A 12,988-nucleotide genomic window follows, 5' to 3' on the forward strand; every position below is an offset into this window, starting at 1 on the left:
TAAGGAGGTTCGTATGACGCATCGGCCTGTGACGGGCACCTACCGGCTCCAGCTCCAACCCGGGTTCGGCTTCGCGGCGGCGTCCGCGGCCGTGCCGCATCTGGCCGCTCTCGGCATCTCGCACCTGCATCTGTCACCGGTCCTCGATGCCGTCCCCGGCTCCGCGCACGGCTACGACGTGGTCGACCACGCGCGCGTACGGGACGAACTGGGCGGCGAGGACGGGCTGCGGGAGCTGTCCCGTACGGCACGCGCGCACGGCCTCGGCCTGGTCGTGGACATCGTGCCGAACCACATGGCGGCCTCCCCCCGGTACAACGCGCAGCTCGCGGACGTGCTGCGGCACGGCCCCGCGTCGGCGTACGCGCACTGGTTCGACATCGACTGGCAGGCGCAGGGCGGGCGGGTGCTGCTGCCGGTGCTCGGCGGGCCGGTCGGCGAGGAACTGGACCGGTTCACGGTCGACGGCGACGTGCTGCGCTACTACGACCACGTCTTCCCGCTGCGCGAGGGCACCGCGCACCTGGAACTGCCGCGCCTGCTCGACGCGCAGTGGTACCGGCTCGCCTGGTGGCGCCTGGCCCGCACCGAGCTGAACTACCGGCGCTTCTTCACCATCTCGGACCTGATCGCGGTACGCGTCGAGGAGCCGGACGTGTTCGACGCGACGCACGCGACACTGCTGCGGCTCGTGCGCGAGGGCGTCGTGGACGGGCTGCGCGTCGACCACCCGGACGGCCTCGCCGACCCCGGTACGTATCTGGAGCGGCTGCACGAGGCGAGCGGCGGGCGCTGGACGGTCGTGGAGAAGATCCTGGAGGACGGCGAGGAACTGCCGGCCGCGTGGCCGGTGGCGGGCACCACGGGCTACGACGCGATGCGCCACATCGACGGCGTGCTCACCGACGAGGCGGGCGCGCGGGCGCTGACCGACGTGTTCCGCCGGTACACCGGGGCCGCCGACGACGAGGGCGGCGACTGGGCGGCCACCGTGCGGCGCGCCGCACACCATGTCGTCGAGCACGAGCTGGCCGCCGAAGTGGACCGCCTCGCGCGCGAGGCGGGGGCCCTGGCCGCGCGCGACCCCCGCTCCCGGGACCTCGCGCCGTGGGCGCTGCGCCGCGCCCTGTGCGAACTCCTCGTCCGCGTCCCCGTGTACCGGCCGTACGCGGCCGGGGGCGCCGAGCCGGAGACCGTCCTGACGCCGGAGGCGGCCCGCGAGGCGCGGGAAGCCTTCGAGGTGCCGCAGGAGGCCGCCGCGGTCGACTTCGTCCGGCAGGCGGCGCTCGGGCGGCTCGGGGAGGGGCGCGCGGACGCGGCGTTCCGTGACCGGTTCGCGCAGACCGCGTCGGCGCTGCGGGCCAAGTCGGTGGAGGACACCGCGTTCTACCGGTACACGCCGCTGCTCTCGGTCCTGGAGGTGGGCGGCGCGCCGCAGCGGCCCGCGGTGCCGGTCGAGGAGTTCCACGCGTACTGCGCGCGCGTACTGCGCGACTGGCCGGCCACGTCGACGGCGCTGTCCACGCACGACACCAAGCGCAGCGCCGACGTACGGGCCGGCATCTCCGTGCTGTCCCAGTGCCCGGAGCGCTGGGAGGAGGTGCTCGCCGAGGTGACCGGCCAGGCGGCCCGCACGGGCGCGCCCGCGCCCGACCCGGCGCTCGCCTGGGCGGCGTGGCAGACCGTCGCGGGGATCGGCCCGGCCGATCCCGAGCGGGTACGGAAGGCGCTGCTCAAGCACGCGCGCGAGGCGGGCCTGCACACGACCTGGACCGAACAGAACGAGCCGTACGAGCGTGCCGTACGGGACTTCGTCACGGCCGGGCCGTGCGGGGAACCGGGGCGGGCCGTCGCGCGTTTCATGGACACGCTGGCCGAGCATGTCGCGGCGAACGTGCTCGGCGCGGCGCTGCTGCATCTGACGATGCCGGGCGTGCCGGACGTCTACCAGGGCACGGAGCGCGTGTACCGGGCGCTGGTGGACCCGGACAACCGGGCACCGGCCCGCTTCGGCGCGGAGCCGGCCGAGGGGCTCGCGGCGCGCAAGGAGGCGTTGACGCGGGTGGCGCTGGGGTTGCGGCGGGAGCGGCCGGAGTGGTTCGGGGCGCGGGGGGCGTATGAGCCGCTGGCGGTGCGGGGGGAGGGTGCCGGGCATGTGGTCGCTTTCGCGCGGGGCGGGGAGGTCGTGGTGGCGGTGACGCGGTTGTCTTTGCGGCTTCGGGGGGCGGGGGGTTGGGGGGAGACGCGGCTTGTGCTGCCCGCGGGTACGTGGGCGGATGTGCTGGACCCCGGCCGGGTCTTCGCGGGGGCGACGCGGGCGGTGTCCCTCTTCGAGAGGTCTCCGGCGGTTCTGCTGCGCCGCGCTTCGACCCAGTGACCCGGCGCCCTCCCCTGGGGCTCCGCCCCAGACCCCGCTCCTCAATCGCCGGAGGGGCTCGAATTGACCGGCGCTGAGATAAGCCCCGTAAGGGGCGCGGGGAACTGCGCGAGAAGCCCCACCGGGCTGAACTGAACGCACAACGATCACGCACCCGGCGCTGGGTGCCGCCTTAAAGGCACCGGGGCTGGCAGCCCCGTAAGGGGCGCGGGGAACTGCGCGATCAGCCACCGCGCACGCTGGAGACGACGAACCCACCAGCCGGGGCTGTCACCTCTCGGGGTGCGGGGAACCGCCCACGCGGACCGGCAGCACCCGCGGCGCCCGCAGGGGAAAACCCTCGAAGCCGGCCCGCGTCCCCGGCACCCACGCAAGAGAAGGAAGCGCCGCGAGCAACGCCTGGACGCCCGCCACAGCGAGCCCCCGAGCGAACCGCTCCCCGACGAAGACGGACGGCACCCCACCCCCCGCCCGGAAGAGATCGAACCGGTCAGGATCAGCGAAGCGCCCCGCGTCACGCCCGGCGGACCCCACGAGACAGGCGACCCGCGCCCCCGCCGGCACCGTCCCCCCGCCGACGACGAACGGCACGAGCGCCCGGCGCTGCACGACATGCACCACGGGATCGCGCCGCAGCGACTCCGCCCAGGCCGCACCGGCGAGCCCCGGCCGCCCCCGGACGAGCGCGAGCTGACGGGGATGGTCGAGGAGGTCGGCGAGGAGCGCGGCCAGCGCCCGTTCCGTGGCCGCGCCGCCGGTGCCGAGCAGCGCGGCGACGACGGAGGTGACGGCCTCGTCGGACAGCGGACGCCCCCGCTCGGGCGGCGCGCACAGCAGGGACAGCAGATCGCGGCCGGGATGGGCGCGGCGGCGGGCCAGCAGGGGCCGCAGGAACGCGCCGAGCCCGTCGGGCGCGCCGCCGCCCCGGTACCAGGAGGTGACGCGCTCGACGTCGGCGTAGGGCAGTCCGAGCGCGGCGACGACGGCCGCGGCGGGCAGCCAGTCGCAGAACTCGGCGACCAGTTCGGCCTCGCGCCGCCCGGCGAGCCGCCGGGCGAGGACGTACGCGCCGCGCCGGGCACCGTCCTCCAGGACATCGAGCGCCCGCTCACGCAGCCCGGCGGGCACCCCCGCCACCCGCGCCCCGGCGAGCCCGCCGGCGACCGGCAGCGCGAGCCGCGGATCGGTGAGCGCGGCGTGCACATCGGCGTGCCGGCTCACCAGCCACGCCCCGAACTCCTCGTCGTAGCGCAGCGGATGGCGTTCCCGCAGCAGCCGGTAGAGCGGGTACGGGTCGCGCGCCACCGCGGGGTCGGCCAGGGACGGCGGCGCGCCGGGCGGCAGCGCGCCCGCGCCAGTGACCGCCGGACGGACGTCGGCGTGGGCCGGGGCGCCGGACGCGCCGGCACCCGGGGCGGGTCCGGGAACACACAGCACCGCGAGGCTCCCGTCCGGCCGGTGCGCGCGGCGGCCCCGCGCGCGGCTCCTCACAGCGCATCACCGGCCGCGGCGCGGCGCAGCCCCCGTACGCCCATACGGGTGAAGCCCCGCTCCCTGATCCGGCCTGATCCGAAGGGCAGGCCCTTTGGTCCGGGCCTTCTTGACAGGGGCCGCCGGGCGTGGGGTACTGCGGGTGCTGACGCCGTGAGCGCCAACGGGGGTGAGTCACCTGACGGAGCAGCGGTACCCCACCTCGGCCGAACTCGTCCGCGCGGCGCGGGAGCTGGCGACCCGCCGACCCGACCTGTGCCGGCTGCGCCAGGTCGGCACCTCGCGCGCCGGCCGCCCCCTGCACCTGCTGTCGGTCGGGCACGACAGCCGCACGGTCCTCGTCGTCGCGGGCGCCCACGCCAACGAGCCGACGGGCGGCTCCACGGCGCTGCATCTGGCCGAGCGGGCGCTCGGGGACCGGGCGCTGCGCACGGACCGTTCCTGGCACTTCCTGCTCTGCGCGGACCCGGACGGCGCTGCCCTGCACCGCTCCCCCGCCCCGCGCTCCCTGCGCGACTACCACCGCCGCTTCTTCCGTCCGGCGGGCGACGAGCAGCCGGAGTGGTCGCCCTCCGTGCTGCCCCCGGACCGGCTGCCCCCGGAGACGCGCGCGCTGACCGGCGTCATCGACGAGCTGCGCCCCTATCTCCAGGTGTCGCTGCACGGCACCGAACTGGGCGGAAGCTGGGTGCAGTTGACGCGGGACATACCGGGGCTCGCCGAGCCGTTCGCCAAGTCGGCGGCGGAGCTGCACATACCGGTGGAGACGGGCGCGTCGGACGCGGCGGGCTGGCCCGCGTCGGGTCCCGGGGTGCATGTGATGCCGGACCCGGACGCGCGGGCCGCGTTCCCGAGCCTGCCCGACGACGCCCGGCACTCCACGTGGCACCACGCGCACCGCTACGGCGGGTCCACGGCGATCGTGGAGGTGCCGATGTGGGCGAGCGACCTCGTCGACGACCCGGCGCCGCACCCCGCGCCGGAGCGGGCGCTGCGCCGCCTCTCGGCGCGGCTGAGCCGGGACACGCGGCTCGTGGAGGACGTGCTGGCTCAGGCGCTGCCCCGGCTGCCCGCCACCCTGCCCGCCACCTCGGGGACGCTGCTGCGGGCGGCGCGCTGGGCGCTGAGCCTCGTGCCGGGCCTGGCCGACGACTGGACGCGCCTGGCGCCGCCGGACGCGACGATGGCGTACGTCGGGTCCATCGACGCGTTCGCCCGGCGGCTGCCGCTGCGGGCCGCCGCGATGCTGCTGCGGGTCCTGGAGGAGACGGACGACGCGGCGGCGCCCCGGCTCGACGCGCTGGTCGACCGCTGGTGCGAGGTGTACGCCGACCGGTTCGGGGCGCGGTGGGTGCCGGTGGCGCATCAGGTGGAGCATCAGGCGCGGACCACGATCGCCGCGGTCCGCCACGCCCAGGGCTGACCCGTACGCCTGCGGCCCGCGCCGTCAGTGGTCCTTGCCACCCTCAGCGGTCATCGCCCCCGTCAGCGGCCATCGCCCCCGTCAGCGGTCATCGCCCCCGTGAGTGGCGCCCGCCGTCAGCGGGTTCCGCCGTAGATCCCCGCGCCGTCGCCGGTCAGGGCGAAGACCGATCCGGTGGAGGCCCGCAGCACGCAGGTGTTCGGGAACGTGTGCGTGTAGCTGACGCGGTGGCCGTTCCAGCGGCCGTGGGCGTGCGCGGTGACCGGGGCGTAGATCATCGTGCACATCGTGTCGCGGACGGGCAGGCGCGTGATGTCGCCCTGGACGGCGGCCAGTTCGGCGCACGCCTGGTCGGCGTGCGGGTGGGTGGCGCCGTACCCCGCCGGACAGCGCAGCAGCACGCCGCCGTCGCGGGCGGGTCCCGTGTCCTCGCCGGGCGTGACGTCGAGCCGCAGCCAGTTCGGCCCGTGCGGGCGCGCGGGGGCGGCCTGGGCGGGCGCGGCGGCGGCGCCGAGCAGGGCGCCGACCGCGACGGCCGCCGCGAGCAGCGCGGTGCGCGGCGCGGTACGGGCGGTGCGGCGGGCCGGGATACGGGGGGTCGTCGTGACCGGGGCAGACGTCATGGGGGTGTCACCGTTCCTCGCGTTCCACAGGTGCGGGTCCTCGCCCGCACCGAGTGGATGCAATGCCACGCGGGACGCTCCACCGCACCCGACACGCGGACCGGCCCACCCGAACAGGTGACCGCCGACTGCCCGGCCCGGGCTACCGCGTCAGTCCGTGGAGAGCCGGAACGCCATGTGTCCGAAGGCGACCTGGTCGCCGGCCTGGACGACGGCGGCGCCGATCACCCGCCGGCCGTTGACGGTCGTGCCGTTGGTGGAGCCGAGGTCGCGCAGCACCCAGATGCCGCCCTGGCGGCGCAGCTCGGCGTGGACGCGGGAGACGGTCTCGTGGCTCAGGCGCAGCCCGTTCGCCGGGTCGCGGCCGATGCGCAGCAGGAACGGGTCCGCGACCGGCAGCAGCAGCTTCGGCAGCCGCTCCAGGGTCCAGGCGCGGCGCAGCCGCACGGTGAACCCGGAGACCGCGCCGACCGTCCCGAACACCGCGCGGGCCAGGCGCCCCTCCGTCCGCAGGTCGGCGGTGAGCGCCACCAGTTCGTCCGGGCGCCGCGCCGCGAGCGCCAGCTCCATGCGGCGCACGAACGTGTCGTGGGAGAGGCGGCCGAGCGCCACGCCGTCCCTGAGCACCTTCAGTGCCCGGTCCCGCTCGGCGTCGGACAACCGGGCCGGGGACGTGTGGTGTTCGAACGAGGACGTCACACAGGTGATTGTCGGTCAGCCACGGCGAAGGTGTCCAGAAGACCGGGGCCCGGCCCCGCCCCGGATCGGCGGAATCGGCCCCCCGCCGATCAAGAGTGACGCACCATGGACGCGTCGTCACCGGCCGCAGACGAGGGGAACCGTCCGTGCAGTTCGAGGTGTGGGCACCACAGGCCGAGCGGGTCACGCTCCATGTACGCGACAGCTCCCAGGTCCCGGACGCGGGAGCGGGAGCGGACGGCACCCGGCGTACGGAGATGCTGCGCGACCCGGACCGCGACGGCTGGTGGACCGCCGAGGCCGACGCCGCCGACGGCACCCGGTACGGCTACGCCCTCGACGGCGGGCCCGTCCTGCCCGACCCGCGCTCGCGCCGCCAGCCCGACGGGCCCGACGGGCTCAGCGCGGTCGTCGACCAGGACCGGTACGTCTGGCGCGAGCCGTGGGCGGGGCGCGGACTGCCCGGCGCCGTCCTGTACGAGCTGCACGTCGGCACCTGGACCCGCGAGGGCACCCTCGACGCGGCGATCGACCGCCTCGACCACCTCGCGGAACTGGGCGTCAGCCACATCGAGTTGATGCCGCTGTGCCCGATGCCGGGCCGGCACGGCTGGGGGTACGACGGGGTCAGCCTGTGGGCCGTCCACGAGCCGTACGGGGGTCCCGAGGCGCTGAAGCGGTTCGTGGACGCCGCCCACGCGCGCGGGCTGGGTGTCGTCCTGGACGTCGTCCACAACCATCTGGGCCCCTCCGGCAACTATCTGCCCGCGTTCGGCCCGTACTTCACGGACACCCACCACACGCCGTGGGGCAGCGCGGTCAACCTCGACGCGCCCGGCTCCGACGAGGTACGGGCGTACCTCCTGGCGAGCGCGCTGGCCTGGCTGCGGGACTACCGCCTCGACGGGCTGCGCCTGGACGCCGTGCACGAACTCCACGACCGGCGGGCCCTGCCCTTCCTGGAGGAACTGTCGGCGGCGGTCGACACGCTCGGCGCCGAACTGGGGCGCCCGCTGTTCCTGATCGCCGAGTCCGACCTCGGCGACCCGCGTCTGATCACCCCGCGCGAGGCGGGCGGCCTCGGCCTGCACGCCCAGTGGAACGACGACGTGCACCACGCCCTGCACACCGCCCTCACGGGCGAACGCCAGGGCTACTACGCGGACTTCGCGCGCGCCCCCGTCGCCGCCGTCGCCAAGACGCTCGGCCACGGCTACTTCCACGACGGTACGTACTCCTCGTTCCGCGGGCGTCGCCACGGACGCCCCCTGGACCGTACGAGGACGTCCGCGCACCGGCTCCTCGCCTACACGCAGACCCACGACCAGATCGGCAACCGCGCCCAGGGCGACCGGCTCGCCGCGTCCGTGTCGCCGGGGCTGCTCGCGTGCGGGGCGGCGCTCGTGCTGACGGGACCGTTCACGCCGATGCTGTTCATGGGCGAGGAGTGGGCCGCGGGCACGCCCTGGCAGTACTTCACCGACCACACCGACCCGGAGCTGGCCGAGGCCGTGCGGCGGGGGCGGCGCCGGGAGTTCGCCGCGCACGGCTGGGCCGAGGAGGACATCCCCGATCCGCAGGACCCCGCTACGCGGGAGCGGTCCTGCCTCGACTGGGACGAGCCCCTCGGCGGGGAGCACGCGCGCCTCCTCGCCTGGTACCGGGAGCTGATCGCCCTGCGGCGCGCCCGGGCCGACCTCCAGGACCCCGATCTGGCGGCGGTCCGGGTCGCCTACGACGAGGACGCGCGGTGGATCGCTTACCGGCGCGGGGATGTGCGGGTGGCGGTGAACCTGTCCTCCGTGCCGGTGGAGATTCCGCTGGGGCGGCCGGTGGCGGGGGTGTTGGCGGCGTGGTCGAAAGCGACGGTCACTTCTACGGGAACGCTGACGCTGGCCGCTGAAAGCACGGTGATCGCCCTGGCCCCTTGACCCAGGCCCGCCCCAACGAGCGGGTGCCTCCGCCGCTGGGAACCCTCGCCTCTCGTCACGGCTGGTCGCACAGTTCCCCGCGCCCCTAGGAAGGTGGGTGGCTCCGGCCCGTGGGTTACCTCGACTCTCGTCGTGGCTGGTCGCGCAGTTCCCCGCGCCCCTGAGGGAGCGGGGCTCCGCCCCAGCTCCCCAGGGGAGGAGGTGGCGACGCAGTCGCCCCTCCAGGGGCGCGGGGAACTGCGCGAGAAGCCCCACGGGGCGAAAGGTGAAGAACCACGGGCAGGCCCACCCACCCAGGGGCGCGGGGAACTGCGCGAGAAGCCCCACCGGGCGAAAGGTGAAGAACCACGGGCAGGCCCACCCACCCAGGGGCGCGGGGAACTGCGCGGTCAGCCATCCACCGGGCGAGAGATGACCACCCGGCCCAAGGAGCAGCGCCCCTGAAGATCTCGGCGCCCCGCGTCAAGCTCAGTGGACGATGGCCAGTTCCCGTGCCGTCGTGTTCAGACGCCGGCCCCCACCCTCCGTCACCGTCACGATGTCCTCGATCCGCACACCGAACCGCCCCGGCAGATAGACCCCGGGCTCCACGGAGAAACACATCCCCGGCACCAGCTCCTGCCGCTCCCCCTCGATCATGTAGGGCGGCTCATGCGTGGTGACCCCGATCCCGTGCCCGGTGCGATGGATGAAGTACTCGCCGTACCCCGCGTCGGCGATGACCTTCCGGGCGACCCGGTCGACGTCCTGACAGGCGATCCCGGGACGGACCGCGTCGCACGCGGCGCTCTGCGCCTCCCGCACGAGATCGTGCACGCGCCGCTCCTCGTCCGTCGGCTCCCCGACATGCACGGTGCGGGACGTGTCCGACCCGTACCCGTGCTTGAGCCCGCCGAAGTCGAGGACGACCATGTCCCCGTCCTCGATGATCCGCTCCCCCGCCTCATGGTGGGGGTTCGCCCCGTTGGGCCCGGAGCCGACGACGGTGAAGTCGACCTGGGAGTGCCCGAACCCGCGCAGCAGATCCGCGAGGTCGCGGGCCACGTCGTTCTCGGCGCGCCCGGCGAAGGCGACCTTCTTGATCTCCTCGTACGTGGCGTCGGCCGCCGCGCCGGCCGAGGCGAGCCGCTCCAGTTCGGCGGCGTCCTTGACGGCGCGGAGCATGGGCAGCGCCTCCGTCATGGAGACGTAGGAGGAGTCGGGCAGGGTCTTCTGGAGGCCGAGGAGATGCATCGCCCAGGCGTTGTCGCTGACGCCGAAGCGCCCGGCGCGGTCGAGGAGCGGCGCGGTGACCGCGTAGGGGTCCTTGCCGTCGGTCCAGTCGCGCAGCGTCAGCGCGGACGCCCCGGCGGCCTTCGCGGCGTCGGGCGCCTCCAGCGTCGGCACGACCAGCGTGGGTTCCTGTCCGGCGGCGAGGACGAGGAGGGTGAGCCGCTCGGTGTCGGCGGGCACGTGGTACCCGGTGAGCCAGACCAGGTCGGGGCCCGGCGCGACGAGCACCCCGGCGAGCCCGGCGTCGGCGGCGGACCGCGCGGCCCGCTCCATACGGGCCTGGTAGTCGGCTGCGGTGAAGGGCGCGGGTGTGCCGGTCGTCATGGTCCGGGGCCTCCAGGCGTACGGGCTTCGTGGGTGGGGCGGGGTCTACGGGAGCATCCTGCCCGTCCGCCCCGCCCGGCGCGAGTCCGCCCCGGTGACGGCCGTCAGACCAGGGCGCCCGGCACCACCGTCAACCGCACGCGCCCACCGTCCGCGTGCCGGACCGTCAGGGCGACGGGGTGGCCGGGGCGGGCGGCGCGCACGACGTCCGCGAGGTCGCTCGCGGAGCCGATGCGGTCGCCGCCGACGGCCAGCACGACGTCCCCGCGGACGAGTCCCGCCGTGTAGCCGGGCCCGGGCACATGGACGGCGACGACGAGCGCGCCGGGCCCCTCGGGCGCGTCGGCGGCCTCCACGCCGAGACTGCCGCCGGCGGGCACGGGCCGCGCGGACCCGGGCGTGGCCGGTGCGGAAGCGGAGGGCGCGGCAGCGGAGGGCCCGGGAGCCGGTGCCGAGGGGGCCGCCGAGGCCCGCGCCCGCGCCTCCGCGAGCTTGCCGAGGCCGATGACGCTCGCGCCGACCGTGCCGAGCCCGATCCCGCCGAGCACCAGCAGCAGCGCGCACAGCACTCCCGTGACCGCTCCGGCCAGCCGGCGGCCCCGGCGGCGCGCCGCGTGCGGGCGACGGCCCCGGCGCGCCTCGCATCCGGCGCCGCAGCCCGCACCGCCGCCTGAGCCGGGCGCCCTCGTGCCCCGGCCCCCGCTTGGCGCACCCGGCAGGGACTTGGGCCGCAACGCCGTCTGTTCCCTCACTCGACCGCCTCCGCTCACCGTCCGCCAGGCCTGAGCCCTACCCGGCGCGGCGGCGCGTCACGATCCCCGAACGAGTGAGAATGCCCGGTTCGACACGGAACGCCCGACCTGGGCGGTAGGGCGTCCGCGCCGGGACCGTCAGCCGTGCCCGCCCCCTCCGCCATGGTCGCCGTGGCCGCCGTGCCCCGCGCCGTGGTCGAACTTCAGGGCCTGCTCGGGCAGGACGACGAAGGGCCGCATCATGCCCATGTCCTCGTGCTCCAGCAGATGGCAGTGGTACATGAACCGCCCGTACGCGCCGTCGAAGCGGCCCATGACGCGCAGCATCTGCCCCGGCAGCGCCCGGAAGACGTCCTTGTACCCGCGCTCGTTGGCCGGGAGCGCGACCGGGGTGCCCGGGTCGAAGGTGAGGGGCTTGACCGTGCCGCCGACGCTCACGTCGAACCCGGAGACGTCGTACGTGTCACGGCCGAGTATCTGGAAGTCGGCGAGATGGATGTGCATGGGGTGCACGACCGGCGGGTTCACCGCGAGGTTGAGGAAGCTCCACTGTTCGTAGGAGCCCTCGGCGAGCGTGAAGCCGAGCCCGTCGTTGAACGTGCGGGCGGTGCGCCGGTACGTCTTCAGGGCGCCCTTGTCGTCGCGGAGCTGGATGACGCCGTCGACGGGCCCGTGCGCCGCCTCCGCGTCGTCGACCTGGACCATCTCCCAGATCTCGGGGTGTCCGCCGCCGCCCTTGGTCGCGGGCGGGGTGAGGACGACGAGCCGGTGCCCGTGCTCGATGTCGTGCGTCAGGCGCCGGAACGACCCGGACAGCACCTCCGGCAGCGTGAACGGGTCCGGCTCGCACGCCTCACCGACGCGGAACTCCATGACGTGCGGATAGCGCACGTTCCCGGCGACGTCCGGGACGCCCGCCGCCTGGTTCGGCCCCTTGTTGACGAGCCGGACGCGGCGCCCGGCGAGCCGGCCGAAGTCGATGAGCAGGTCCATCCGCTCGGCAGGGGCGATCGTCAGGGCGGGCAGGTCCCGGCCGAAGGTGATCGGCACCGGGCGCGGCAGCAGTCCGCCGTCGCTGCCGATCTGGACGAGCGCGTCCGGCACGGGCGTGTCGTCCTCGTCGATGAGGACGAGGTCGAAGATGCGCGCGTTCGACGCGTTGACCAGGCGGAAGCGGTACCAGCCCGCGGCGACCTCCGCGTACGGCCAGATCCGGCCGTTGACCGTCGTGTAGGGGCCGGTGAAGGGCAGGGAGACGGGCTTGCCGGTCTCCGCGTTCTTCGGGTCGATGACGACGGTCTTGTGCAGCAGCCTGCCGTTGAGCGTGCCGTCCTCGTCGGTGTCGAGGTTGCGGTCGGCGAGCAGCAGCGGTATCTCCCGCTCGCCGGACGGCAGTCCGAGCGCGTCCTCCTCGTCGTCGCGGACGAGGTAGGTGCCGTACAGGCCCGCCTGCACGTTCCACCGGGTGATGTTCATGGCGTGGTCGTGGTACCACCACTGCACCGCCTGGTGGTCGTTCGGATACTCGGAGAGCTGGGCGTCGCCCGAGCCCACCGCGTTGTCCGCCCAGCCGTCGTTGCCGCCGCCGGTCTGCGCGCCGTGCAGGTGCGTGACGGTCCAGGCGGGCAGCGCCGTCACGTCCGCGTTCGCCGGGACGCCGGCGCGGCCGGGCAGGGTGCTCGGGTTCGGCGGCGGTGTCTGGCCCGGCGCCGGGCGCGGAGCGGGCACCTCCACCGCCGTCACCGGGTGTTCGGCGTCCTTGGGGACGCGGTTGGTCCAGGCGATGCGGACCCGCTGTCCGCGCCGCACCTCGATGGTGGGGCCCGGCACGGCACCCTCGTACCCCCACATGAGGGTCGGCGGGAGCTGCGGGTGCAGGCGCTGCCAGGTGGGCCGCAGCGCGATCTCGGTCTCCTCGCGCACGTCCCCGCTCGCGGGTCGCAGGACGGGCGGGACGGTCAACGGCGCGACGTACGGCGCCAGTTCCCCGACGGCCGCCGCGGCGATCTCCGCCGCGGCCTCCCCCACGCCTGCCGGGCCGCCGGCCCGTGCCGGTTCCTCAGTGAGCTGTCCGACGATCTCGGTCATGCAAGAAC

Annotated in this window: 9 protein-coding genes; 3 read left to right on the forward strand and 6 right to left on the reverse strand. The window is 75.2% G+C overall.

Features of this window, described 5'->3' with window-relative positions:
* The first annotated feature begins 13 nt into the window (after positions 1–13).
* Positions 14–2,377, forward strand: coding sequence for a malto-oligosyltrehalose synthase (gene treY / locus ACZ7LY_RS00935; RefSeq protein ID WP_471622326.1), 2,364 nt, complete (start codon positions 14–16; stop codon positions 2,375–2,377).
* Between the two features lie 270 nt (positions 2,378–2,647).
* On the opposite strand, the gene ACZ7LY_RS00940 is transcribed toward treY, so the two are convergent.
* On the reverse strand, positions 2,648–3,814 hold the full coding sequence (locus ACZ7LY_RS00940) for a cytochrome P450 (protein ID WP_471622327.1): 1,167 nt from the start codon (positions 3,812–3,814) through the stop codon (positions 2,648–2,650).
* Between the two features lie 223 nt (positions 3,815–4,037).
* Here ACZ7LY_RS00940 and ACZ7LY_RS00945 point away from each other — a divergent pair, with 223 nt between their 5' ends.
* Positions 4,038–5,291 carry a M14 family zinc carboxypeptidase gene (locus tag ACZ7LY_RS00945; protein ID WP_471622328.1) on the forward strand — a complete coding sequence of 418 codons (1,254 nt, stop codon included), beginning with the start codon at positions 4,038–4,040 and terminating at the stop codon, positions 5,289–5,291.
* Positions 5,292–5,407: 116 nt separating this feature from the next.
* Here ACZ7LY_RS00945 and ACZ7LY_RS00950 read toward each other — a convergent pair whose 3' ends face one another.
* Complete coding sequence (locus ACZ7LY_RS00950) at positions 5,408–5,914, reverse strand: SSI family serine proteinase inhibitor (protein WP_471622329.1); 507 nt, start codon at positions 5,912–5,914, stop codon at positions 5,408–5,410.
* Between the two features lie 150 nt (positions 5,915–6,064).
* Positions 6,065–6,613 (reverse strand): FHA domain-containing protein, encoded by a 549-nt coding sequence (locus tag ACZ7LY_RS00955; protein WP_471622330.1) that lies wholly within the window; start codon positions 6,611–6,613, stop codon positions 6,065–6,067.
* Positions 6,614–6,759: 146 nt separating this feature from the next.
* Between ACZ7LY_RS00955 and treZ the strand changes: the two genes are divergently transcribed.
* The gene (treZ, locus tag ACZ7LY_RS00960; RefSeq protein ID WP_471622331.1) at positions 6,760–8,544 is read left to right on the forward strand and encodes a malto-oligosyltrehalose trehalohydrolase; all 1,785 of its coding nucleotides are present in this window, start codon (positions 6,760–6,762) and stop codon (positions 8,542–8,544) included.
* A 468-nt stretch (positions 8,545–9,012) separates the two neighbouring features.
* Here the strand turns inward: treZ and ACZ7LY_RS00965 are convergent, their stop codons facing one another.
* The 3 genes from ACZ7LY_RS00965 to phsA all read right to left on the reverse strand — a co-directional run bounded on the left by ACZ7LY_RS00965 (position 9,013) and on the right by phsA (position 12,980).
* Positions 9,013–10,140, reverse strand: coding sequence for an aminopeptidase P family protein (locus tag ACZ7LY_RS00965; RefSeq protein ID WP_471622332.1), 1,128 nt, complete (start codon positions 10,138–10,140; stop codon positions 9,013–9,015).
* A gap of 104 nt (positions 10,141–10,244) precedes the next feature.
* Positions 10,245–10,709 carry a PDZ domain-containing protein gene (locus ACZ7LY_RS00970; protein ID WP_471622333.1) on the reverse strand — a complete coding sequence of 155 codons (465 nt, stop codon included), beginning with the start codon at positions 10,707–10,709 and terminating at the stop codon, positions 10,245–10,247.
* A gap of 321 nt (positions 10,710–11,030) precedes the next feature.
* The gene (gene phsA / locus ACZ7LY_RS00975; RefSeq protein ID WP_471622334.1) at positions 11,031–12,980 is read right to left on the reverse strand and encodes an O-aminophenol oxidase PhsA; all 1,950 of its coding nucleotides are present in this window, start codon (positions 12,978–12,980) and stop codon (positions 11,031–11,033) included.
* Positions 12,981–12,988: the final 8 nt, after the last annotated feature.

The sequence above is a fragment of the Streptomyces sp. NPDC107550 genome (assembly GCF_055639095.1).

Bases quoted from the DNA above. Each gene is read 5' to 3' on its own strand.
- treY (WP_471622326.1), top strand. From the start codon at position 14: ATGACGCATCGGCCTGTGACGGGCACCTACCGGCTCCAGCTCCAACCC.
- ACZ7LY_RS00950 (WP_471622329.1), bottom strand. From the start codon at position 5,914: ATGACGTCTGCCCCGGTCACGACGACCCCCCGTATCCCGGCCCGCCGC.
- phsA (WP_471622334.1), bottom strand. From the start codon at position 12,980: ATGACCGAGATCGTCGGACAGCTCACTGAGGAACCGGCACGGGCCGGC.
- ACZ7LY_RS00965 (WP_471622332.1), bottom strand. From the start codon at position 10,140: ATGACGACCGGCACACCCGCGCCCTTCACCGCAGCCGACTACCAGGCC.